Origin of the sequence: Streptomyces sp. T39 (assembly GCF_008042045.1) — a bacterium.
Classification (GTDB): Bacteria; Actinomycetota; Actinomycetes; order Streptomycetales; family Streptomycetaceae; genus Streptomyces.
The window spans coordinates 3,429,523-3,451,242 of record NZ_RDBP01000012.1 but is presented as its reverse complement, the minus strand read 5'-3'; the positions used below and the strand labels follow the sequence as shown (position 1 = coordinate 3,451,242).

Here is a 21,720-nt window from a genome sequence, read left to right as displayed (position 1 = left end):
GAGGGTCGCGGCGGCGGCCGGCCGGGAGCGGCGGTCCGGTCAGCCGGCCGCCTGCTCGGCGCCGCCCGCGGGGTGGAGGTGGTAGACGTTGAAGGCCCGGCGGATCACGGGCTGCGCCACGTTGCGCACCCGGACGCCGCCGCCGGTGACGCCGTGCTCGGTGCCCGCGTGGGCGTGCCCGTGGACGGCGAGGTCGGCGCCCGCGGTGTCGACCGCCTCGGCCAGGAGGTAGCTGCCGAGGAAGGGGTAGATCTCCGGCGGCTCGCCCGCCAGGGTGTCGGGGACCGGGGAGAAGTGCGTGAGGGCGATGCGCACCTCGCAGCCCTCCCCCGCCAGCGCTTCGAGGCCGGCGTGCAGGCCGTCGGCGCAGCGCCGGGTGTACCGGACGAACTCCTTCATCAGCGGCTCCCCGAACTCGCTGCCGCAGCGGCCGGCGAAACCCCCGCCGAACCCCTTGGTGCCGGCGACGCCGACGCGGGTGCCGTCGATGTCGAGGACGGTGCTCTCGCCCTCCAGCACCCGGATGCCCGCGTCGCGCAGGATCGCGGTGACCTCCTCCGGCTTCTCGTCGTGGTGGTCGTGGTTTCCGAGCACGGCGACGACGGGGACGGGCAGGCCCGTCAGCTCCTCGGCGACCACCCGTGCCTCCTCGGGGGTGCCGTGCCGGGTGAGATCGCCGGCCAGCAGCAGGACGTCCGCGCACTCGGGCAGGGTCTCGTAGGCGGGCCGGAGCATGCCCGCGCTGTCCGGTCCCATGTGGATGTCGCCGACGGCCGCGACCCGGATCATGTCAGCTCCTCGGCGGCGCCGGGCGGGGTGGCTTCGGTGATCTGGATGTCCGTGTGGACCTCCAGCCCCGCCAGCTCCTCGTGCGCGGCGCGCAGCAGTTCGTCGCGGCACCCGGCGGTGGGGACCGTGCCGCGGATGGTCACGGAGGCTCCGTGGGTCTCGATGCGCATGCCGAGTTCGGCCAGGCCGTCCGCGGCGAGGCGGTTCTGGAGGTGCCCGATCCGGTACTCGATCTCCTGGCCGCCCAAGGCCGTCCGGCCGCCGGGGTCGCCGGGTGCACGCCCCGGCTCTTCGCCGTAGTCGCTCATGTCCGTCCTTTCTCCGGTGGCCTCCGGCCGGGGCCGGTCACGGCCGGCCCTCCCTCGGTGCGACGACCTGGAGGCGTTCGAGCAGGTAGAGGAAGGCCGCCGGCATCGGCGCGTCCCCGCAGTCCCGCCGGACCAGCTCCCAGTCGACCTTCTCCCGCAGCGCCCGCGCGATGGGCAGCACGGCGCCGAAGTCGCAGTGGTGCTCCGAGAAGGAGCCCAGCAGGCTCCGGAGCAGATCGGTGGCGGAGAGCACCGGCATCCGCACCGAGTCCACCGGCAGCTCCACCGCTCTGGTCAGCAGGTCGGACGTGACCGGCTCGTGGGCGATCTCGAAGAGCAGGTCGACGTCCTCGCCCAGGCACTTCGCCTTCCAGAGCCAGTCCTCCGGCGGCTCGTAGACCGTCACCCCGCCGTCGCGGAGGGTGGCGGCGACGGCGTCGGCGTCCTCGCGCCGGATGCAGAAGTCCGCGTCGTGCTGGAGCCGGGCCGCGCCGCCGTGCGCGTAGACGGCGACGCTGCCGGCCAGGGCGAACGGGTGCCCCTGCCGCTTCAGCAGCGATCCGACCTGCTTGGCGGCCTCCAGGATGGCCTGGTGCCGGTCCACCGGGGGCGGGGGCGCCATGGCGCCGCCCCCGGCCCCTGCCTCCCCGGGGACGGCGGGGCCGGACGGCGTCTGCCCGGTGACCGCGTCCTCGGGCGGGCGCGCCACGTGCAGGCCGGGGACGTCACCGTCGTCGGCCGGGTCGTTCGCGTTCCGCATCGCTGCTGCTCCGTTCCCAGACATCACGGGCATCTGGTACCCCCCAGTCCCTCCGCCACACGGGGTGGACGCGTCGGGGACACGGGCGACGGGGCGGTGCGGCCTCCACCGGCGTACCCGGACGGCCCGCTGGGCCCGGCGGCCGCACGCGGGCGACGAGGAGGGGCCGCCCGGTGGGCGGCCCCTCCTCGTGTCGCCCGGGGTGGATCAGGGGGTGGCGGTCGAGACGACGTAGACCCAGGGCTTGTGCGGTTCGGTCAGATCGACCGTGATGTCCTGGCTGGGGCGCGGGTCCTTGTTCCGGTGGGTCGTGCCCGCCCAGTCCCGGCCCTTCAGGCCGAAGTTCCAGCCGACGGTCTGCGCGTCGCGCTCGGCGACGGTCACCTCGCCCTGCCGCAGCGCGTCCCGGTCGGTGCCGACGCCCTTGAGGAAGGTGTCGAGGCCCTTGGGCGTGGTGCGGAACTGGACGTAGAAGCGGCTGGTCTTCCAGTTGCTCGTCTCGTAGTAGCCGACGCGCCAGGATCCCTCGGGGATGGGCACCTCGAAGATGCGGCGCTTCATCTTGGACGGCCACTTGTCGCGCAGGCCGTCCGCCGAGGACTCGGCCTCCTTGTCGCGCCCGCTGTCCCGGCTCTGCTCGGCCGAGATGACGAGGTACCCGGCCGGGATGCCGATGAGCAGCACGATCGTGATCGCGGTGAGCCAGCGGCGCACCAGCATGTGCCGCCGGTTCTCCGGCGGCTTCGGAGGGCTGGGCTGTCGGGTCAGCGTGGTCATGAAGGCGGGTCCTGGGTGGGGCGGACGGAACTCGGACTGCGCAGGGCCTGCGCGTAGCGCTCGTAGCGTTCGTGGCGTTCCACCCGGCGGCGGTTCGCGCGGCGGAAGCGCCGGGCGACCAGCCGGGCGAGGTCGGCCGCTCCGACCATACCGGCCTCGGGTCCGAGCTGTGCTTTGGCGATCCGCGCCTCGGGCCGGTATCCGCGGCCGGTCAGATGGCGGCGGAAGGCGTCCCGGGCGGGGCCGATGAGCAGGTCGTCGGCCGCGCTGACGCCGCCGCCGATGACGAAGCAGGACGGGTCGAGCGCGGCGGCCAGATTGGCGATGCCGACGCCCAGCCACTGGCCGATGTCCTGGAACAGTTCCACGCACATCGCGTCGCCCTCGCGGGCGAGTTCGGTGATCAGCGGGCCGGTGATGTCGCGGACGTTCCCGCCGACCCGGTCGATGATGTTGTACGCCACCGGGGAGTCGGCCGCGGCCATCTCCCGGGCCTCGCGGACCAGGGCGTTGCCGGAGCTGTACTGCTCCCAGCAGCCCCGGTTGCCGCACGGGCAGCGGTGGCCGCCGGGCACGACCTGCATATGGCCGAACTCACCCGCGACCCCGTACTTGCCCCGCTTGACCTGGCCGTCCTCCAGGATCGCGCCGCCGATGCCGGTGCCGAGCGTGATCATGACCAGGTGGTCCTCGCCGCGGCCTGCGCCGAAGCGCCACTCGGCCCAGGCGGCGGTGTTGGCGTCGTTGTCGACGAGGACGGGGACGGCGAGCCGGGCCGAGAGCGCGTCGCGCAGCGGCTCGTTGCGCCACGCCAGGTGGGGCGCGAAGAGGACCTTGGAGCGGTCGGCGTCGACCCAGCCGGCCGCCCCGATGCCGACGGCGTGCACGTCGTGGCGGTCGGAGAGGTCGAGCACGAGCTCGCAGATGGTGTCCTCGACCACCTTCGGGCTCTTGGACTTGTCCGGCGTCTCGGTGCGCACCTTCTCCAGGATCACGCCGTCGGCGTCGACGACACCGGCCATGACCTTGGTGCCGCCGATGTCGATCCCGACGGTGGGCACCCGCGGCGCGGTGAGGTGCGAGCGCCGCTCACGGGTGCCGATGGTCTTGAGGACGGTCGCACGAGTGGCGCCTCGGTGCGTGAAGTCGCGGTACGTGCTCACGTCGTCCCTGCGCTCGTGGGGGCTGCTCCGGATCACCGGGGCGGACGGCGCCCGCCGGGATCCGATGCTAGTCGTTCCGGTCCTGGCCGGGGGCGGGGCCCGCCCCCGGSCAGGACGGGTCAGTCCGCCTCGGGGTCCCGCTTCGCGGGGTGGCCGCCGAGGTGGGTGGGGACCGGGGCGCGCTCCAGTTCGTGGCGCAGGTCCTCCAGCTCGCTGCCGCCCGCCATCTGCCGGGTCAGCTCGTCGAGCGTGACCGTCCCGCGGGTGTGGCTCGCGGCCATCAGGCCCCGCTTGAGCAGCACGAACCGGTCGCCGACGAGGTAGGCGTGGTGCGGGTTGTGGGTGATCAGCACCACCCCGAGGCCGGCGTCGCGCGCCGCGGCCACGTACTTCAGCACCACGCCGGACTGCTTCACGCCCAGCGCGGCGGTGGGCTCGTCGAGGACGAGCACCTTGGCGCCGAAGTAGACGGCTCGGGCGATGGCCACGCACTGGCGCTCACCGCCGGAGAGGGTGCCGATGGGCTGGTCGACGTCCCGCAGGTCGATGCCCATGCGCAGCAGCTCCGAGCGCGTGGTGGCACGCATCGCGGCGACGTCGAGGCGCTTGAAGGGGCCCTTGCCCTTCACCGGCTCGGAGCCGAGGAAGAAGTTCCGCCAGACCGGCATCAGCGGGACGACGGCCAGGTCCTGGTAGACGGTGGCGATGCCGCGGTCGAGGGCCTCGCGCGGGTTGCCGAGCGAGACCTCCTCCCCCTCGATGCGGAAGGTCCCGGCGTCGTGCCGGTGAAGCCCCGCGATGATCTTGATGAGGGTCGACTTACCGGCGCCGTTGTCGCCGAGGACGCAGGTGATCTCCCCGGCGCCGACCTCCAGCGAGACGCCTTCGAGGGCGCGGATGTTGCCGTAGTACTTGCTGACGTCGTCCAGTGCGACGAGGGGCCCCGCGGGCAGGGTGTCCGTCACCGTGTCGCCTCCGCGCGCTTGCGTACCCATGCGTTGAGCAGGGTGGCCAGAAGGAGCATCGCTCCGAGGAAGAACTTGAACCAGTCCGGGTTCCACTCGGCGTAGACGATGCCCTTGCTCGTCATGCCGAAGATGAACGCGCCGACCGCCGAGCCGATGGCCGAGCCGTAGCCGCCGGTGATCAGGCAGCCGCCGATGACGGCCGCGATGATGTACGTCAGTTCGTTGCCGACGCCTTCGCCGGACTGCACCACGTCGAACGAGAACAGCAGGTGCTGGCCGGACACCCAGGCGGCGAAGGCGACGCCCATGTAGAGGAAGATCTTGGTCCGCTTGACCGGGACACCGACCGCGCGTGCGGCGTCGGCCCCGCCGCCGACGGCGAAGATCCAGTTGCCGAAGCGGGTGCGCAGCAGGATCCAGGTGGCCAGGGCGACGAGCACGGCCCACCACAGGATCGTGGACTTGACGGTCGCGCCGAAGAACGGGGTCTCGGCGAACACGGCGCGTGCGGAGGCGAACCCCTCCATGTCGGCGATGGACTTGGTGGACACCGTGCCGCTGATGAGCTTGGTGAAACCGAGGTTGAGACCGGTCAGCATCAGGAAGGTGCCGAGCGTGATGATGAAGCTGGGCAGCTTCGTGCGGGTGAGCATGAAGCCGTTGAAGGCGCCGATGCCCAGCGTGACCAGCAGGGACACCCCGACGCCGACCCAGACGTCGGCGGTCATCTGGTAGCTGAACATCGACGAGATCAGCGCCGAGCTGGTGACCATCACACCGGCCGACAGGTCGAACTCGCCGCCGATCATCAGCAGCGCGACCGGCACGGCCATGACCCCCAGGGTGGAGGCCGCGTAGAGGACCGTGTTGAGGCTGGAGGGCTGGAGGAAGGAGTCGGCCGTGATCGAGAAGAAGACGAACACCGCGACGGCGCCGACCACCGAGCCCAGCTCGGGGCGGCCCATGAGCCGGCGCGGCAGCGATGTGCGCGTCAGCCGTTCGTCCGGCGCCGGCCCGGCGCCGCCGGAGGTGGCGGGTGGTGCGGCCTGGCTCATCGGGTCCCCCGTTCCGTGTACTCCCTGAGCTGGGCGGCGTCCTTCTCGGTGATGATCTGCGGTCCGGTCAGCACCGGCCGGCCGCCGCCGAGGACGTCGGCGTTGTACTTGTACAGCCACAGCAGGTCGACGGCCTCGTAGCCCTGGAGGTAGGGCTGCTGGTCGACGGCGAAGCCGAGGGTGCCCTGTTCGAGGCCGGCGGCGACCTTGGCGTTGAGGTCGAAGGTGTCGATCTCGGCGTCGGAGCCGGCGGTCTTCTTCGCCTGCACCGCGGCGTCGGCGAACGGCGCCCCGAGGGTGACGACGGCGTCCACGGACGGGTCGGCCTGGAGCTTGGCCTCGATGGACGCCTGGACGTCGGGCATGTTGGTGCCGTCGACGTAGAGGTTCTGCAGCCGGCCGCCGAAGGTCTTCTTCGCCCCGGCGCAGCGCTGCTCGTGACCGACGTTGCCCTGCTCGTGCAGGACGCACAGCGCCTTCTTTCGGCCGCGTGCGTTCAGCTCCTCGCCGACGGCCTCGCCCGCCACCGACTCGTCCTGGCCGATGTGGGTCAGCGCCCCGTACTCCCTGGACTGCGCGGAGCCCGAGTTGACGGTGATCACCGGGATGCCCGCCCTGGTGGCCTTGGCGACGACGCCCTTCATGGCGTCGGGCTTGGCGAGGGTGACGATCAGGGCGTCGACCTTCTTGGAGATGTAGGAGTCGACGAGCTGCGCCTGCTGCTGTCCCTCGTCGCTGTGGGCGTAGAGGAAGTTGATGTTGTCCTTGGCCGCGGCCTCCTTGGCGCCCTTCTGGACGATGTCCCAGAAGGTGTCGCCGTCCCCGGAGTGGGTGACCATGGCGAAGGTCCAGCGCGGGGTGGTGACCGCGGCCTTGCCCCGGGCGTTCTCGGCGGCCTTGCGGGCGTCCTCGGCCCGCTTGCCGCCCGTGCTGCTGCACCCCGCGAGGGTGGTGACCCCGAGTACCGCCGCCAGCACCGCGCCGAGCGCGCGTACCCCTGTCCTTGCCCGTGCCACGAAGCCGTGCCCTTCTCGCCGTGTCGTTCCGTACGGCCGGGGGTCGTCCTGCCCGTACGGCCGGGGGGCCCGATGACCCGGCCCGGCCGCCCAAGTATCCGTCACGGCGGGTCGCCGTCCCGGCAGCGGGTGCGGGGGGACCCCCGGGGGCCGCGGGCCCGGGGGCTCGCGCCGCGCCGGGGGCGGCTGCGCGCGGGGCGGCGGGCAGGTCACCGGGTGCCGGCCGCCGTCAGCTTCTCCAGCGCCGGCACGTCCTCGGCGGTGACGAGCGCGGGACCGGTGAGCACCGGCTTGCCGCCGCCCACGACGTTGCCGTTGACCTTGTGCAGCCACAGCCCGTCCACGGCGAGATAGCCCTGGAGGTAGGGCTGCTGGTCCACGGCGAAGGTGATCTCCTTCGCCTTCAGGCTCGCCACCACGGCCGCGTTGAGGTCGAAGGTGCTGATCTCGGCCCCGGAGCCGGCGCCCTCGCGGGCCTTGACCGAGGCCGCGGCGAAGGGCGCGCCGAGGGTGACGACGGCGTCGATGTCCCTGCCGCTCTGCAGCCTGGCCTCGATCGACGAGGTGGTGGCGGGCATGTTGGTGCCCTCGACGTTCAGGTTCTCCACCTCGCCGCCGAAGGTCTTGCGCACCCCGTCGCAGCGGGCCTCCAGGGAGACGTTGCCCTGCTCGTGGATCACGCAGAGCGCCTTCTTGCGGCCGCGTTCGTTCAGCTCCTCGCCGACGGCCTCGCCCGCCACCGACTCGTCCTGGCCGATGTGGCCGAGCGCGCCGAGGTCCTTCGAGAACTCCCCGCCCGAGTTGACGGTCACCACGGGGATGCCGGCGGCGACCGCCTTGCGGACGACGTCGCCCATCGCCTCCGGCTTGGCGAGGGTGACCACGATGCCGTCGACCTTCTGGTCGATGTACGTCTGGACGAGCTGGGCCTGCTCCTTGCCCTCGGGGGCCGCCGCGTACAGGAACCGGACGCCGTCCTTGCGGGCGGCCGCAGCGGCCCCCTTCTGGACGATGTCCCAGAACGTGTCGCCCTGGCCGGAGTGGGTGACCATGGCGATCTTCAGCGCCGGGGTGCCGGCCGCGGGGGCGCCGTCGTCGGCGGCGGGCTTCTCGTTGCCCTCCTTGCCCCCGGAACCGCTGCATCCGGCGGCCAGGGCGCAGACGGCGAGCACCGCCGCCGCCGTGCGGGTGATGCGCATCGTGTCGCCTCCTGTCCCGGGCCGCCCGGTTGCGGCTGGGGGAGTTTCTACGACGGGCGCGCGACCCCGTCAAGGCATTGTCCGAACATTCTGACGGGGGCGCGGGAGGTCGGGCCCGCTTCCCCGGGACCTCCCCCCGGGACCTCGGCGGGAACTCCCCCCGGGCCCCGCCGGGAGCCGTGTCAGGGCCTCACCAGGAGCTGGAACTCGAAGGAGTAGCGCGACGCCCGGTAGACGTGCGCACCGAACTCGACGGCCCGTCCGGTGTCGTCGAACGTGGTGCGCTGCATGGTCAGCAGCGGCGCCCCGGCCTCCTCGCCCAGCAGCTCCGCGTCGGCGTGGTCGGCCGACCGCGCGCCGACCGACTGCCGGGCGCTGTGCAGGGTGATGCCCGCCGACCGCATCAGCCGGTACAGGCCGGTGGACTCCAGCTGTTCGGTGTCGCAGTCGAGCAGCCGGGCGGGCAGGTGGTTGCGCAGGCGGGCCATCGGCTCCCCGTGGGCGTAGCGCAGCCGCTCGATCATCCGGACGTCGCTGCCCTCGGTGATCCCGAGGGCGGCCGCGACCCGGGCGTCGGCCGGCTCGACGACATGGGCCAGCACCTTGGTCGCGGGGCGCTGCCCGGCGGCCTCCAGGTCGTCGTAGAGGCTGCTGAGCTCCAGCGGGCGCCGGACCTGGCTGTGCACGACCTGGGTGCCCACGCCGCGGCGGCGCACCAGCAGCCCCTTGTCCACGAGGGTCTGGATGGCCTGGCGGACGGTGGGCCGGGAGAGCCCGAGACGCGCGGCCAGTTCGATCTCGTTGCCGAGCAGGCTGCCGGGGGTGAGCATCCCTCGCTCGATGGCCGATTCCAGCTGCTGGGCCAGCTGGAAGTAGAGCGGGACCGGGCTGTTGCGGTCCACGCTCAGCTGGAGCGACCGGGACGTGTCCGTCTCGTGTCGGGGCTGCTTGGGCACGTGGGGGAGCGTAGTCGCACGCCATGTCGACGGGAAGCCGTGAGGTTCGATTGTCAGGACAAAGTCTTGACAGCGGCCCCGGCCCGCCTCCACCTTTGGGCCATGCGCATCGGACTGATCGGAACGGGACGTATCGGCAGCTTTCACGCGGGGGTGCTCAGCCGTCACCGGGAGGTGGGTTCCCTGGTGGTGGCGGACACCGACGCGGCGCGGGCCGTCCGGACGGCCGACCGGTGCGGTGCGACGGCGGCACCGAGCGCGAACGAGGTCTTCGCCTGGGGCGTGGACGCGGTGGTGATCGCCTCGGCGACCGCCGCGCACGCCGACCTGATCGGCCGGGCCGCCCGCGCCGGGCTGCCGGCGTTCTGCGAGAAGCCGATCGCGCTCGACCTGCCGGGCACCCTGGCCGCCCTCCGCGCGGTCGACGAGGCGGGCACCGCACTCCAGCTCGGCTTCATGCGCCGCTTCGACGCCGGCTACACGGCCGCCCGCGAGCTGGTGCGCTCGGGCCGGCTCGGCAGACTGCACACCGTACGGGCCGTCACCTCCGACCCGGCGCCGCCGCCGGCCGACTACCTGCCGCTGTCCGGCGGGCTCTTCCGGGACTGCCTGGTGCACGACTTCGACATGGTGCGCTGGGTGACGGGCCGTGAGATCACCGAGGTGTACGCGACGGGCTCGGACGGCGGCCACCCGATGTTCCGGGAGGCCGGCGACGTCGACACGGCGGCCGCGCTGCTCACCCTGGACGACGGGACGCTGGCGACGGCGACGGCCACCCGCTGCAACGGCGCCGGGTACGACGTGCGGATGGAGCTGGCCGGCGAACTCGACCAGGTCGCCGTCGGGCTCGACGACCGCACCCCGATCAGCTCGACCGAACCGAAGGGCCTGCCTCCGGTGGACAACCCGTGGCCGGGCTTCCTGGAGCGCTTCGCCCCGGCGTACGAGGCGGAACTCGACGCGTTCATCCGCCTCGTGCAGGGCGAGGCGGAGAACGCCTGCGACGGCTGGGAGGCCCTCACCGCGCTGCGGGTCGCCGAGGCGTGCGAGCTCTCCCGCCGCGAGGGGCGTCCGGTGCGGCTGGAGGAGATCCCCGCCGGGTAGGACGTCCTCGCACGGGAGCCCGGGAGCCCGCCGGGGTCGCTCACCACCGCACGGGCAGCCGCTCCGGTCCCCTGATCAGCAGCCCGCCGCGCCACGGCAGCGCGGCCGGATGCGCGTCGAGCGCGAGATCCGGGCAGCGCTCCAGCAGGCTCCGGATCGCGATCCGGGCCTCCAGCCGGGCCAGCGGCGCCCCCAGGCAGAAGTGGATGCCGTGCCCGAAGGCGAGATGGCCCCGGGTGTCGCGGCGGATGTCGAAGCGGTCCGGGTCGGGGAAGCGGGCCGGGTCCCGGTTGGCGTCCGACATGGCGACGAGCACCAGCTGCCCGCCGCCCGGCACGGTGGTGCCCCCGACCTCGTAGGGCTCGGTGGTGAAGCGGTACGTCGGGGTCTCCACGGGCCCGTCGTAGCGCAGCATCTCCTCCACGGCGTCGTCGATCAGGGCGGGTTCGGCGCGCAGCAGGGCCAGCTGGTCCGGGTGGGTCAGCAGGGCGAGGACGCCGGAGGAGATCAGGTTGACCGTCGTCTCGTGCCCGGCGACCAGCAGCAGCCACGCCATGCCGATCAGTTCCTCGGGCGTGAGCCGGTCGTCGTCCTCGGTGTCCGCGGCGTGGATCAGACCGCTCATCAGGTCGTCGCCGGGCCGTTCGCGCTTCTGTGCCAGCAGACCCACCAGGTACTGGGTCAGCCGGCCCGCGGCCTCCTCCCGCGCCGCCTTGTCGTGCGACGACAGCGCGGTGTTGGACCAGTCGCGGAAGTCCTCGCGGGCGAGGAAGGGCACCCCGAGGAGTTCGCAGATGACGGCTATCGGGAGCGGGAAGGAGAACGCGTCCACGAGGTCGGCGGCGCCCTTGGGCACCATCGTGTCGAGCAGCCCGTCGGTGATCTCCCGCACCCTCGGCGCGAGGCGCTCGACCCGCCGCATGGTGAACTCCCGCGCGATCAGCTTCCGCAGCCGGGTGTGCAGCGGCGGGTCCGAGCTGAGCATGCTGACGCCGGAGGAGATCCGGGAGATGCCCAGCTCGGGCGAGACGTTGCGCCAGTCCTTCGACAGCGTGGGGTCGGCGAGTGCGGCCCGGCCCGCCTCGTGTCCGACGACGAGCCACGCGGTGTGGCCCTCGGGCAGCCGGACGTGGTGCACGGGGCCGCGGGCGCGTAACGCGGCGTAGACGGGGAACGGGTCGCGGGTGAAGTCGTCGCCGAGGGCGGCGAGATCGACGAGTGCGGCGTCGGTGGTCACGGTCTTCCTCTCGGGTGCTCGGGCAGGACGGTGCGGGAGGGCGCGCCTCACCAGCGCACCGGGAGGCGGCGCACCCCCCGTATCAGCAGGCCGGGGATCCAGTCGCCGGGGTCGGTGGGCGCGTCGAGGGCGAGACGGGGGCAGCGTTCGAGGAGGGCGCGGAGGGCGGTGCGGGCCTCCAGACGGGCGAGCGGGGCGCCGAGACAGAAGTGGAGGCCGTGGCCGAAGGCCAGGTGCCCCCGGGTGTCGCGGGTGATGTCGAAGCGGTCGGGGCCGGGGAAGCGGGCCGGGTCCCGGCCGGCGGCCGCCAGGCCGACGAGGACGGTCTCCCCCGCCGGGATCACCGTGCCGCCGCAGTCGACGGGCTCGGCGCTGAAACGGACGGTGGCGTTCTCGACGGGTCCCTCGTACCGCAGCGTCTCCTCGATCGCGCCGTCGAGGAGGCCGGAGTCGTCGCGCAGCAGCTTCAGTTGTTCCGGGTGGGTGAGGAGGGCGCGGACGGCGTTGGCGATCAGGTTGACCGTGGTCTCGTGACCGGCGACGAGGAGCAGGTAGGCCAGCGCGCGCAGTTCGGCCGCGGACAGCCGGTCGTCGTCCTCCGCCCTGGTGCGCAGCAGCGCGGAGAGCAGGTCGCCGGTCGGGGCCGCACAGCGCTTGTCCTCGATCAGCTCGTCGAGGTACGCGCTCAGCGCGTACACGGCGTCGGCCTCGGCCTGCGCGCCGGACGGGGCGACGATCTCCCCGGACCAGGCGCGGAACGCGTCCCGGTCGGCGGACGGCACGCCGAGCAGTTCGCAGATGACGGTGATCGGCAGGGGGAACGCCAGGGAGTCCACCAGGTCGCCCCGCCCGGCGGGCACCATGGCGTCGAGCAGCCCGTCGGTGATCTCGCGCACCCTCGGCGCGAGCCGCTCCACCCGCCGCATGGTGAACTCCCGTGCCACCAGCTTCCGCAGCCGGGTGTGGTCGGGCGGGTCGAGGACCAGCAGATTCGGGCCGATGACCTGCTCGTCGAGCATCGTCCAGCCCACCGTCGCCGGTGACTTGGACAGGCGGGGGTCGGCGAGCGCCGCGCGCGCCTCCTCGTGTCCGACGATCAGCCAGAACCGCCCGGTGTCCGGGGCGCGCACCTCGTGGACCGGTCCCGCGTCCCGCAGCCGCGCGTAGTACGGATGGGGGTCGGCCGTGAAGCCGGCCCCGAAGTCGGCGAGATCGATGACGCTCATCCCGTCAGCCTACGGAGGCCGGCGCCGCCGGATAAGGGGTTCCGGCAGCGCGCGCCCGGGGTGCGCGGCGCGCTACGGATCCTGCCGCCCGTCGTCGAGGAGCCCCGCGTCGTGGGCCAGCAGGGCGATCTGGACCCGGTTGTTGAGGCCGAGCTTCGCCAGGATGCGCGACACATGGGTCTTCACCGTGGGCAGGCTCATGTAGAGCTCGGACGCGATCTCCGCGTTGGAGCGCCCCCGTCCGACGGCGACGGCCACCTCGCGCTCGCGCTCGGCGAGGGTGTCCAGCCGCCGGGCCGCCTCGGCGGCGCGGACGTCCGCGCCGGTGCCGGCGGCGTGGGTCATCAGCTGGCGGGTCACGGCCGGCGAAAGGACCGGGTCCCCGGACGCCACCCGGCGCACGGCGGCGACGATCTCGGCGGGCGGGGTGTCCTTGAGGACGAACCCGGCGGCCCCGGCCCGCATCGCCCGCAGCACCTGCTCGTCGGCGTGGAAGGTGGTGAGCACGACCACGTCGGGCGCGCCGGGCCGGGCGCGCAGGGCCTCGGTCGCGGCGAGGCCGTCCATCACCGGCATCCGGATGTCCATCAGCACGACGTCGGGCGTGTGCCGGCCGACCAGGTCGATCGCCTGCGCCCCGTCCGCGGCCTCCGCCACGATCTCGATGTCGCCGGCGCCCCCGAGCATGAGGGAGAGGCCGGCCCGGACGAGCGGGTCGTCGTCGACGACGATCAGACGGATGGTCATGGGGGCCACGGTAGCCAAGCGGCCACGCGGAAGCCCCCGTCGCGGGCGGCGCCGTGCTCCAGCCGTCCGCCGGCGAGGGTGGCCCGTTCGGTCAGCCCGATGAGTCCCTGACCGGAGCCGGGCACCCGGCCGACGGGGCCGGCCGGGGGTGCGTTGACCACCTCCACCGTGAGTCCGTCGCCGGGGCCGCCGTGCACGGCGACCGTCACCTCGGTGCCCGGGGCGTGCTTGCGGGCGTTGGTGAGGGCCTCCTGCGCGATGCGGTAGGCCGTGCGTCCGGTGGCGGCGGGCACCGACGCGGGGTCGGCGACGGTGCTGTCGAACGCGACGGTCATGCCGGCCTGCCGCGACTCGGCGACGAGGGCGTCCAGGGTCACGAGGGTGGGCTGCGGCCGGTCGGGGCCGTCTCCGTCACCGGGCGCGCGCAGCACACCGATGATCTCGCGCAGGTCCTGGAGCGCCTCGTGCGCGCTGTCGCGGATGACCCCGGCGGCCCGGGCGACCTCGGCGGGCGGCGCGTCGGGCCGGAACTCCAGCGCGCCCGCGTGCACGGAGAGCAGCGTCAGGCGGTGGGCGAGGACGTCGTGCATCTCGCGGGCGATGGCCTCGCGTGCCAGCCGCTGGGCCTGCTCGGCTCGCAGCTCGGCCTCGGTCTCGGCGCGGCGGGCGCGTTCGCGCAGGGCGACGACGAGCTGCCGGCGGGCCCGCACCAGCATGCCCCACCCGACCATCAGCAGCACCAGGACGATTCCGGCGATGACGGAGGCGAGGTAGGACATCCCCGGATCGGGGCGCACCGCGGGCTGCACGACGGCCGACACCACGGCGAGCGCGCCGACGAGGGCGAGCGTCCGGAACGGGCGGTGCACGGCGAGGCTGAAGAGGGCCACCATCGCCGCGCCGCCCGCGACCGGGGCCACGACCGTGACGATCAGCAGCACGGTGGCGAGGCCGGTGGGGACGCGGCGGCGCGCCCACAGCGCGCAGCAGGCGGCGGCGCCGACGAGCTGGTCGGCGACGACGACGGCCTCCGCGTTGCCCGCGTCCCGGGCGACCTGCCCCGCGGCCACCCCCACCGCGGCCGCGCCCAGGAAGACGAGCGTGTCGACGACCCAGTCGCGGACGGTGCGCCGGGGGCGGGGGCGCGGCTCCCCGCCGGGGGTGAGGTCGGGGTCGAGGGGGTCGGCCATGGCGGAGGGCAGCAGCCACGGGTACTCCGTACGCGTCATGTCGACAAAGCTAGGTGCCCGCGGGAGCGCCGCGGGGGCGCGGGGCCGTACGCGCTACCGAAGTCGGGCGGACTCAGACTTTCGGCGGCGCGGAGGCTGCCGACGGCCGATGCGGCCGGGCACCCGCAGCCGGGACGCTGCCGCCATGAAGAAGCTGTGCGAGGTCGCCGGATTCCTGCTGTTCGTCTGGGGGGCGGCGGGGGTGGTCCATGAGCTGACGGGCTGGTTCAGGCTGTGGGGCGTCGTGCGGCGGCTGGACTTCCTGGACGGGTACGAGATGTACGCGGGCATCGTCCTCGCGGTGACGGGCCTGGTCCTGATGGTGGCGTCGGACCGGCCGCGGAGCCGGGGCTGACGCCCGCCCTCAGCGCCGCGCCCCCTGCGGGGAGGGGGCGGGGCCGGCCGGCCGGGCCCGTGGCGGCTCCCCGGCGCCGGCGGCGCGCCGGCCCCAGGCCGTTCCCGCGAGCACGAGGGCGGCGCCCAGCAGGCCCCAGGCGCCCAGGTGCTCGCCGCCGATCGCGATACCGGCGGCGGCGGCCCACAGCGGCTCGGTGCCGAGCAGCAGGCTGACGCGGGAGGGGGAGCTGCGGCGTACGGCCCACATCTGCACGAAGAACGCGAACAGCGTGCAGAACACGGAGAGGAAGACGAGCCCGGCCCACTCGCGGGGTCCGAAGGCGACGGCGGCCGCCCAGGGGGACGCGCCGGAGCCGGGGATCAGCGCGAGGGCGGCGAACACGGCCACGGCGCCGCCGAGCTGGACGGTGGTGAGCGACAGCGAGTCGGCGCCCGCGACCGACTTCGTGCGCGCCATCACCAGGACGTGCACGGTGCGGACCACCGCGGCCAGCAGCATCAGCAGGTCACCGGTGGACGGGGCGGTGAATCCGCCGCCCTGCGTCAGCAGCACCACACCGGCGACGGAGACGGCCGCGGCGGCGAGGAAGGCGCGGGTGGGCGGGCGCCGGGTGACGGCCGCCTCGGCGAGCGGGGTGAAGATCATGGTGAGGCTGATGATCAGGCCGGCGTTGGTGGCGGAGGTGTGGACGACGCCGTAGGTCTCCAGCAGGAACACACCGGCGAGCACCAGTCCGAGCAGACCCGCCCCGCGCCACTGCGCCGCCGTCAGGGCCCGCAGCCGGCGGTGGCCGACGACGACGAGGACCGGCAGCACCAGCGCGAACCGCAGGACGAGCACGGCCACGACGGTGTGCGCCGTCGTGATGCCCTTGGCGGCCAGATAGCTGGCGCCCCAGACCACGGCGACCAGCAGCACGGGCAGATCGGTGAGCCACGCCGGGCGGGGGGCGGGCAGGGGTGCGGGCAGGGCGATCGACGACACCTGGTCTCCGGTCTCCAGTGGTGACGGGCACGGTGGAGACGTCGGCGGCTCTCACACGGCGGGCGGGGTGATCACGGTAACCGGGCGGGACGGACGCGGGCCACGTCTTTCCCGCCACGGCGGCGGAGGGCCTACGCGTAGCTGCCGTACGCGGGGCGGCCGGCGAACTCGTAGGTGTGGACGGTCACGCCGCTGCCGGTGGTCCGCGCCGCCGTGTGCCGGAACGCGGTGGCCGTCGCGCCGCCGGCGAACAGGCGCATGCCCTTGCCGAGGACGACCGGGAAGGTGAGCAGATGGAGGATGTCGACGAGGTCGTGGCCCATCAGCGACTGGGCCAGGGCGCCGCTGCCGTGCATCTGGATCTCGCCGTCGGTGGTCCGCTTCAGCTCCGCGACCTCCTCGGCGATGTCCTCGCGCCCGATGACGGTGGTGCCCGCCCAGTCGGCCGACTCCAGGGTGGTGGAGGCGACGTACTTGGGGAGCCCGTTGAGCTTGGAGGCGATCGGGTCGGCCGGATCGGTCTGCCTGGGCCAGTAGCTCGCGAAGATCTCGTAGGTGCGGCGGCCGAGGAGGAAGGCGGTGGGCCTGCGGAAGACCTCGTCCATGAAGGCCCCGAAGTCCTCGTCGCCGTACGGCACGGACCATCCGCCCAGGTCGAACCCGCCGCTGGGGTCCTCCTCGGGGCCGCCGGGCGCCTGGTAGACGCCGTCGAGGGTGAGGAACTGGGTGAGGCTGAGCTTCGCCATGATCGGCGCCTTTCCTGCGGGACGCGCCGCCGTGCCGTGGTGACGTCACCGTCGCGCCGCGTCGTCTCGTCCTGTCACGTCCTGCCGTGCCGTGGACCTCTGTCGTGGGTTCCGACTCCACGGTGCCCCGTGACTCATCGGTCCGCCGATCACGACGTCCGTTTGCCGCCAGCGTCCGGCGCCCGCTTCGACTGTGATTGAAGCCGCAACCATTCACGGGATGTCGGAGGCACAGATGGACGGCAAGGTGGCACTGGTGACCGGCGCGAGCCGCGGGATCGGCGCGGCGACGGCGGTGCGGCTGGCGCGCGCCGGCGCGGACGTGGCGATCACCTACGCGGCCGACAAGGACGCCGCGCAGGAAGTCGTCGCGGCGGTGCGGGGCATGGGCCGGCGGGCACTGGCCCTGCGCGCCGACTCGGGCGACGCCGGCGAGGCCGCCCGGGCGGTCGCCGACGCGGCGGACCTGCTGGGCGGGCTGGACGTGCTGGTCAACAACGTCGGCGTGGGCCTGCTCGGCCCGCTGGAGACGATCACGCCGGCCGACGTGGACCGGGTGCTCGCGGTGAACGTCCGCGGCGTGTACCTCGCGTCGCAGGCGGCCGCGGCACGCATGCCGGACGGCTCGCGCATCATCACCGTCGGCAGCTGCATGACCCAGCGGGTGCCGGGGCCCGGCGGCACGCTCTACACGATGAGCAAGTCGGCGCTGACCGGTCTGACCAAGGCCCTGGCGCGGGAGCTGGGCGGGCGCGGGATCACGGCCAACATCATCCACCCGGGGCCCGTCGACACCGCGATGAATCCGGCGGACGGACCGTACGCCGAGCCGCAGCGCGCGGGTACGGCGCTGGGCCGCTTCGGGCACCCGGACGAGATCGCCGACGCGGTCGTGTATCTGGCCGGGAGCGCGGGCGCCTACGTCACGGGCGCGGAGCTGTCCGTCGACGGCGGGCACGCGGCGTAGGGCCGGGGACGTGCCCGCGGGGCGCACCGTTGCTGTCGGCCGGTGCGCCCCACGGGTGCACGGGGAGGGTGTCGTGGCCTCCCCGCACGGCGGCGCGAATCAGCCGCCGAGCTCCTGGTGACGGGCGGTCAGGCGGGCGGCGCCCTGCTCGGTCAGCGAGCCGAGGAGCCGCAGCCGGGAGATGCCGCCGTCGGGGTAGATGTCGATGCGGACGTCGCGGCCGACGGCGGGCGCGTCCAGGACGAAGCGGTGGTTGGTGTCGGGCTGGAGGCGGGTGCGCGGCAGCACCTCGCGCCACGCACCGTCGGCTCCGTCGCGCACCGACAGAGCGGCCCAGCCCGCGCTGTTGCCCTTCAGGTACGCGGTGTCGATCTCGACCGCCCGGATCTCGGACTGCTCCACCAGCCGGTAGGAGATCCAGTCGTTGCCCTTGTCCCGGCGGCGGCGGGTCTCCCAGCCGTCGTCCATCTTGTGGGACCGGCCGGGCTGGACGGTGTTGGTGGCCGGCGAGTAGAAGCGGTCGGACGCGTCCTCGACCTGGCCGCCGTTCTCCAGCGCCACGAGGTCGAAGGTGCCCAGCACGCCGAGCCACCGCGGGTCGGGGGCCACCTCGCCGTACACGCGCAGCCGGGCGATGCCGCCGTCGGGGTGCTGCTTGAGGCGCAGGTGGGTGAAGCGCTGCTCGACGTCGACGGTGAAGCCGTTGGCCGCGTGGCCGCCGACGGCGGTGCGCGGGACGAGGGTCGTCCACTTGACGTCGTCGCCGAGGAGTTCCTCCGGCGAGGGCGAGCCCGGCAGCGAGGTGCCCTCGACGGACACGGCCTGCGGGTAGTTGCCGCGGAAGTGGGCGGTGTCGACGACGATGCCGCGGATCACCCCGGGGGCGCCCAGCCGTACGAGTGCCCAGTCGTGGTCCTCGTCCGCGGGGTGGGGCCGCTCGGCCGAGACGCCGCGGCGGCGGCGGGTCTCCCAGCCGTCCATGATCTTGCCCTTGTGGCCGAAGAGCTCGGGGTCGAACTCGGCGGGCGCGGGCTTCAGCAGGTTCTCCCGCTCGGCGAAGAACTCGTCGTTGGCGGCGGTGACTCCGGCGCCGAGGCGGCGGTCGGCGAGGTCGGCGTACCGGGTGAACGGGAAGTCGGCGGTGCGGTAGTCGGCGTACGGGTCGCCGCCGCCGTAGGGGCTGGCGTCGCCGGTGAAGGAAGGGATGGAGGATGCAGACACGGGTCAGTCGTTCCTTTCGAGCAGCCGGCCCCTCGGCTCGGCCAGGTTGCCGTTCTCCACGATCCGCTCGCCGCGCAGCCAGGTGGACCGCACGACGCCGTACAGGGTCCTGCCCGCGTAGGCGGTCACCTGGTTGCGGTGGTGCAGCTCGGCCGGGTCGACGGTGAAGCTCTCGTCCGGTGCGAGGACCGCGAAGTCGGCGTCGCGGCCCGCCTCGATGGCGCCCTTGCGGTCCAGGCCCGCGAGCCCGGCGGGCGCCGCGGACATCCAGCGGACGACGTCGTCGAGGGTGTGGCCGCGCCTGCGGGCCTCGGTCCAGATCGCGGGCAGGCCGAGCTGGAGCGAGGAGATGCCGCCCCAGGCGGATGCGAAGTCCGGGGTCTTGAGGTCGGTGGTGCACGGGGAGTGGTCGGAGACGATGCAGTCGATGGTTCCGTCGGCGAGGCCCTGCCAGAGCAGGTCCTGGTTGGCGGCCTCACGGATCGGCGGACAGCACTTGAACTCGGTCGCCCCGTCCGGGACCTCCTCGGCGGTCAGGGTGAGGAAGTGCGGGCAGGACTCCACGGTGATGCTCACCCCCCTCTCGCGGGCGGCGGCGATGAGCGGCAGCGCGTCGCTGGAGGACAGGTGCAGCACGTGCACCCGGGCCCCCAGCCGCTCGGCGTGGGCGATGAGGCCCTCGATGGCGGTGTTCTCGGCGTCGCGGGGCCGGGAGGCGAGGAAGTCGGCGTACCGGGGCCCGGACCGCTGCGGCGCGGAGGCGAGGTGGTGCGGGTCCTCGGCGTGGACGATGAGCAGTCCGCCGAAGCCGGCGATCTCGGCCATCGACCGGGCGAGCTGCTCCTGGTCGAGTTCGGGGAACTCCTCCACGCCGGACGGCGAGAGGAAGCACTTGAAGCCGAAGACGCCGGCGTCGTGCAGCGGGCGCAGATCCTTGACGTTGCCGGGGATCGCGCCGCCCCAGAAGCCCGTGTCGACATGGGCCTTGGGACGGGCGACGTCCTGCTTGGTCCGCAGGTTGCCGACGGTGGTCGTCGGCGGCAGGGAGTTGAGCGGCATGTCCAGCAGGGTGGTGATGCCGCCGGCCGCGGCGGCGCGGGTGGCGGTCCAGAAGCCCTCCCACGCCGTGCGGCCCGGGTCGTTCACATGGACGTGGGTGTCCACCAGGCCGGGGAGCAGGACGTCGTCGCCGAGGTCCTCCAGCCGTGCGCCCGCGGGCGGCTCCGCGTCGTACGCCCCGACGGCGGCGATCCGCCCGCCCGCGACGGAGACCGTCGCGGCGCGCGTGCCCTCGGGGGTGACGACCCGGGTGGAGCGCAGCACCAGACGCACCTGCGCGTCCGGGGCGGTCCCGCGGCCGGCCGCCGGGGGCCCGTCACTCGCGACCGGATTCACGTCCGCGGCGTCGTCCACGTCGGACACCCGCTCACCTGCCTTCTCTCGCGTGCCGTCGCGGGTGGTCGCTCCGGCGCACCGAGGCGGCCGCCGAAGAGATCCCCCGCAGAAATTCAACGAACTGTTGAAAGCAATCAGGAGTCTTCCCCTCCGCCGCACCTCCGTCAAGACCCGCCGAGGACGGGACCCGCCGGACGCACCCGTCTTGGATGTTTCCACAAAGTGGAAGTAGAATTCCGTTCTGCGGTCGGGGGGTTCCCCCGACCGCAGGACCGAACCCCACCGGCCACGGTGGCAGACACCGGGACAAACAGGCTCTGACCGGCCAGGACGGCGCGGCGGCCGCGAGGTGTCCCCCGCACACGCCCGGTAGGCTGCTGCCTTGCCCTGCCTGCCCGAAAGGACCGCCGACGTGCCGACGTCCGACGCCAGCGCCACCGACGCAGCCAAGCCCGCCGCCAGCGGCGGTGTGCAGTCCCTGGAGCGCGCCTTCGATCTGCTGGAGCGGATGGCCGACGCCGGGGGCGAGGTCGGGCTGAGCGAGCTCTCCGCGAGCAGCGGTCTGCCCCTGCCGACCATCCACCGCCTGATGCGCACCCTCGTCGCCTGCGGATACGTGCGGCAGCAGCCCAACCGCCGCTACGCGCTCGGCCCCCGGCTGATCCGGCTCGGCGAATCGGCCTCCCGCCTGCTCGGCACCTGGGCGCGCCCCTACCTCGCCCGCCTCGTCGAGGAGACCGGCGAGACGGCGAACATGGCCCTGCTCGACGGCGACGAGATCGTCTACGTGGCCCAGGTGCCGTCCAAGCACTCGATGCGCATGTTCACCGAGGTCGGGCGCCGCGTGCTGCCGCACTCCACGGGCGTCGGCAAGGCGCTCCTCGCGCACACCCCGGCGGACGAGGTCCGCGCCCTGCTCGCCCGGACGGGCATGCCCGCGGCGACGGAGAAGACGATCACCACGCCCGACGGCTTCCTCGCCGCGCTGGAGCAGGTCCGCCGGGCCGGGTACGCGGTGGACGACAACGAGCAGGAGATAGGGGTCCGCTGCCTCGCCGTCCCCGTGCCCGAATCCCCCACCGCGGCGGCGATCTCGATCTCCGGCCCGGCGGGACGCGTGACGGAGGCCGCGACGGGCCGCATCGTCCCGATCCTCCAGGAGGTCGCCCGCGACCTGTCGGCCGCACTCGCCAGCACGGGCGCCCAGGCGTAGACCGCCGGGCGCGGCCCGGGCGGCACGTGCCGCCCCGAAACGGCCCGGCCGCCTCCCCTCGCTCCCCCGCCGCGGTGGGGGATTCGGGCACGGGGACGGCGAGGCAGCGGACCCCTATCTCCTGCTCGTTGTCGTCCACCGCGTACCCGGCCCGGCGGACCTGCTCCAGCGCGGCGAGGAAGCCGTCGGGCGTGGTGATCGTCTTCTCCGTCGCCGCGGGCATGCCCGTCCGGGCGAGCAGGGCGCGGACCTCGTCCGCCGGGGTGTGCGCGAGGAGCGCCTTGCCGACGCCCGTGGAG

22 protein-coding genes and 1 pseudogene are annotated in these 21,720 nt (G+C 73.7%); 4 read left to right on the top strand and 19 right to left on the bottom strand.

The genetic code is table 11. The features are described from left to right. Positions 1–39: 39 nt before the first annotated feature. From EAO77_RS16645 to EAO77_RS16600, 10 genes are all read right to left on the bottom strand, one after another. Positions 40–789, bottom strand: a complete 750-nt coding sequence (locus EAO77_RS16645) for a metallophosphoesterase (RefSeq protein ID WP_147988738.1) — start codon at positions 787–789, stop codon at positions 40–42. After that, on the bottom strand, positions 786–1,097 hold the full coding sequence (locus tag EAO77_RS16640) for a hypothetical protein (RefSeq protein WP_261993933.1): 312 nt from the start codon (positions 1,095–1,097) through the stop codon (positions 786–788). Before EAO77_RS16640 ends, EAO77_RS16645 begins: the two co-directional genes overlap by 4 nt. A gap of 37 nt (positions 1,098–1,134) precedes the next feature. Further along, positions 1,135–1,857, bottom strand: a complete 723-nt coding sequence (locus EAO77_RS16635; protein WP_147988737.1) for a nucleotidyltransferase family protein — start codon at positions 1,855–1,857, stop codon at positions 1,135–1,137. A 207-nt stretch (positions 1,858–2,064) separates the two neighbouring features. Next, on the bottom strand, positions 2,065–2,634 hold the full coding sequence (locus EAO77_RS16630; protein ID WP_187283231.1) for a hypothetical protein: 570 nt from the start codon (positions 2,632–2,634) through the stop codon (positions 2,065–2,067). Then, on the bottom strand, positions 2,631–3,797 hold the full coding sequence (locus tag EAO77_RS16625) for an ROK family glucokinase (protein ID WP_147988736.1): 1,167 nt from the start codon (positions 3,795–3,797) through the stop codon (positions 2,631–2,633). The genes EAO77_RS16630 and EAO77_RS16625 overlap by 4 nt, the downstream gene beginning before the upstream one ends. A 119-nt stretch (positions 3,798–3,916) precedes the next feature. Then, positions 3,917–4,792: an ATP-binding cassette domain-containing protein gene (locus EAO77_RS16620; protein WP_147988735.1), complete on the bottom strand. Its 876-nt coding sequence runs from the start codon at positions 4,790–4,792 to the stop codon at positions 3,917–3,919. Then, entirely contained in the window at positions 4,759–5,820 is a 1,062-nt protein-coding gene (locus EAO77_RS16615; RefSeq protein ID WP_147988734.1) for an ABC transporter permease, read from the bottom strand. The genes EAO77_RS16620 and EAO77_RS16615 overlap by 34 nt, the downstream gene beginning before the upstream one ends. Continuing rightward, on the bottom strand, positions 5,817–6,836 hold the full coding sequence (locus tag EAO77_RS16610) for a sugar ABC transporter substrate-binding protein (RefSeq protein WP_147988733.1): 1,020 nt from the start codon (positions 6,834–6,836) through the stop codon (positions 5,817–5,819). The genes EAO77_RS16615 and EAO77_RS16610 overlap by 4 nt, the downstream gene beginning before the upstream one ends. A gap of 209 nt (positions 6,837–7,045) precedes the next feature. After that, complete coding sequence (locus tag EAO77_RS16605) at positions 7,046–8,035, bottom strand: sugar ABC transporter substrate-binding protein (protein ID WP_147988732.1); 990 nt, start codon at positions 8,033–8,035, stop codon at positions 7,046–7,048. Positions 8,036–8,217: 182 nt separating this feature from the next. After that, positions 8,218–8,937 carry a GntR family transcriptional regulator gene (locus EAO77_RS16600; RefSeq protein ID WP_147989175.1) on the bottom strand — a complete coding sequence of 240 codons (720 nt, stop codon included), beginning with the start codon at positions 8,935–8,937 and terminating at the stop codon, positions 8,218–8,220. A 156-nt stretch (positions 8,938–9,093) separates the two neighbouring features. On the opposite strand from EAO77_RS16600, the gene EAO77_RS16595 reads away from it, so the two are divergent. Further along, on the top strand, positions 9,094–10,098 hold the full coding sequence (locus EAO77_RS16595) for a Gfo/Idh/MocA family oxidoreductase (protein ID WP_147988731.1): 1,005 nt from the start codon (positions 9,094–9,096) through the stop codon (positions 10,096–10,098). Between the two features lie 40 nt (positions 10,099–10,138). Here EAO77_RS16595 and EAO77_RS16590 read toward each other — a convergent pair whose 3' ends face one another. The 4 genes from EAO77_RS16590 to EAO77_RS16575 all read right to left on the bottom strand — a co-directional run bounded on the left by EAO77_RS16590 (position 10,139) and on the right by EAO77_RS16575 (position 14,537). Beyond that, positions 10,139–11,335, bottom strand: a complete 1,197-nt coding sequence (locus EAO77_RS16590) for a cytochrome P450 family protein (protein WP_147988730.1) — start codon at positions 11,333–11,335, stop codon at positions 10,139–10,141. Between the two features lie 47 nt (positions 11,336–11,382). Then, complete coding sequence (locus EAO77_RS16585; protein WP_147988729.1) at positions 11,383–12,561, bottom strand: cytochrome P450 family protein; 1,179 nt, start codon at positions 12,559–12,561, stop codon at positions 11,383–11,385. A gap of 72 nt (positions 12,562–12,633) precedes the next feature. Beyond that, positions 12,634–13,308 (bottom strand): response regulator, encoded by a 675-nt coding sequence (locus tag EAO77_RS16580; RefSeq protein WP_147988728.1) that lies wholly within the window; start codon positions 13,306–13,308, stop codon positions 12,634–12,636. Next, entirely contained in the window at positions 13,305–14,537 is a 1,233-nt protein-coding gene (locus tag EAO77_RS16575) for a histidine kinase (RefSeq protein ID WP_147988727.1), read from the bottom strand. The genes EAO77_RS16580 and EAO77_RS16575 overlap by 4 nt, the downstream gene beginning before the upstream one ends. Before the next feature lie 145 nt (positions 14,538–14,682). Between EAO77_RS16575 and EAO77_RS16570 the strand changes: the two genes are divergently transcribed. Then, on the top strand, positions 14,683–14,892 hold the full coding sequence (locus tag EAO77_RS16570) for a hypothetical protein (RefSeq protein ID WP_147988726.1): 210 nt from the start codon (positions 14,683–14,685) through the stop codon (positions 14,890–14,892). A gap of 9 nt (positions 14,893–14,901) precedes the next feature. Here the strand turns inward: EAO77_RS16570 and EAO77_RS16565 are convergent, their stop codons facing one another. Further along, positions 14,902–15,879, bottom strand: coding sequence for a DMT family transporter (locus EAO77_RS16565; protein ID WP_147988725.1), 978 nt, complete (start codon positions 15,877–15,879; stop codon positions 14,902–14,904). 131 nt (positions 15,880–16,010) lie between these two features. After that, complete coding sequence (locus EAO77_RS16560; RefSeq protein WP_147988724.1) at positions 16,011–16,625, bottom strand: dihydrofolate reductase family protein; 615 nt, start codon at positions 16,623–16,625, stop codon at positions 16,011–16,013. A 220-nt stretch (positions 16,626–16,845) separates the two neighbouring features. Here EAO77_RS16560 and EAO77_RS16555 point away from each other — a divergent pair, with 220 nt between their 5' ends. After that, positions 16,846–17,592 carry an SDR family oxidoreductase gene (locus EAO77_RS16555; protein ID WP_261993931.1) on the top strand — a complete coding sequence of 249 codons (747 nt, stop codon included), beginning with the start codon at positions 16,846–16,848 and terminating at the stop codon, positions 17,590–17,592. 99 nt (positions 17,593–17,691) lie between these two features. Here the strand turns inward: EAO77_RS16555 and alc are convergent, their stop codons facing one another. Further along, positions 17,692–18,813 carry an allantoicase gene (gene alc / locus EAO77_RS16550; RefSeq protein WP_147988723.1) on the bottom strand — a complete coding sequence of 374 codons (1,122 nt, stop codon included), beginning with the start codon at positions 18,811–18,813 and terminating at the stop codon, positions 17,692–17,694. Between the two features lie 3 nt (positions 18,814–18,816). Next, the gene (allB, locus tag EAO77_RS16545) at positions 18,817–20,145 is read right to left on the bottom strand and encodes an allantoinase AllB (protein WP_147989173.1); all 1,329 of its coding nucleotides are present in this window, start codon (positions 20,143–20,145) and stop codon (positions 18,817–18,819) included. Between the two features lie 475 nt (positions 20,146–20,620). Here allB and EAO77_RS16540 point away from each other — a divergent pair, with 475 nt between their 5' ends. Beyond that, a complete protein-coding gene (locus tag EAO77_RS16540) occupies positions 20,621–21,421 on the top strand; it encodes an IclR family transcriptional regulator (RefSeq protein ID WP_147988722.1) in 801 nt (266 codons plus the stop codon). A gap of 67 nt (positions 21,422–21,488) precedes the next feature. Here the strand turns inward: EAO77_RS16540 and EAO77_RS16535 are convergent. Beyond that, positions 21,489–21,720: pseudogene (locus EAO77_RS16535) on the bottom strand (IclR family transcriptional regulator C-terminal domain-containing protein); the annotation flags it as partial.

Bases quoted from the DNA above. Each gene is read 5' to 3' on its own strand.
- EAO77_RS16645 (WP_147988738.1), bottom strand. From the start codon at position 789: ATGATCCGGGTCGCGGCCGTCGGCGACATCCACATGGGACCGGACAGC.
- EAO77_RS16640 (WP_261993933.1), bottom strand. From the start codon at position 1,097: ATGAGCGACTACGGCGAAGAGCCGGGGCGTGCACCCGGCGACCCCGGC.
- EAO77_RS16635 (WP_147988737.1), bottom strand. From the start codon at position 1,857: ATGCGGAACGCGAACGACCCGGCCGACGACGGTGACGTCCCCGGCCTG.
- EAO77_RS16630 (WP_187283231.1), bottom strand. From the start codon at position 2,634: ATGACCACGCTGACCCGACAGCCCAGCCCTCCGAAGCCGCCGGAGAAC.
- EAO77_RS16620 (WP_147988735.1), bottom strand. From the start codon at position 4,792: ATGGGTACGCAAGCGCGCGGAGGCGACACGGTGACGGACACCCTGCCC.
- EAO77_RS16615 (WP_147988734.1), bottom strand. From the start codon at position 5,820: ATGAGCCAGGCCGCACCACCCGCCACCTCCGGCGGCGCCGGGCCGGCG.
- EAO77_RS16605 (WP_147988732.1), bottom strand. From the start codon at position 8,035: ATGCGCATCACCCGCACGGCGGCGGCGGTGCTCGCCGTCTGCGCCCTG.
- EAO77_RS16595 (WP_147988731.1), top strand. From the start codon at position 9,094: ATGCGCATCGGACTGATCGGAACGGGACGTATCGGCAGCTTTCACGCG.
- EAO77_RS16585 (WP_147988729.1), bottom strand. From the start codon at position 12,561: ATGAGCGTCATCGATCTCGCCGACTTCGGGGCCGGCTTCACGGCCGAC.
- EAO77_RS16580 (WP_147988728.1), bottom strand. From the start codon at position 13,308: ATGACCATCCGTCTGATCGTCGTCGACGACGACCCGCTCGTCCGGGCC.
- EAO77_RS16575 (WP_147988727.1), bottom strand. From the start codon at position 14,537: ATGACGCGTACGGAGTACCCGTGGCTGCTGCCCTCCGCCATGGCCGAC.
- EAO77_RS16570 (WP_147988726.1), top strand. From the start codon at position 14,683: ATGAAGAAGCTGTGCGAGGTCGCCGGATTCCTGCTGTTCGTCTGGGGG.
- EAO77_RS16560 (WP_147988724.1), bottom strand. From the start codon at position 16,625: ATGGCGAAGCTCAGCCTCACCCAGTTCCTCACCCTCGACGGCGTCTAC.
- EAO77_RS16555 (WP_261993931.1), top strand. From the start codon at position 16,846: ATGTCGGAGGCACAGATGGACGGCAAGGTGGCACTGGTGACCGGCGCG.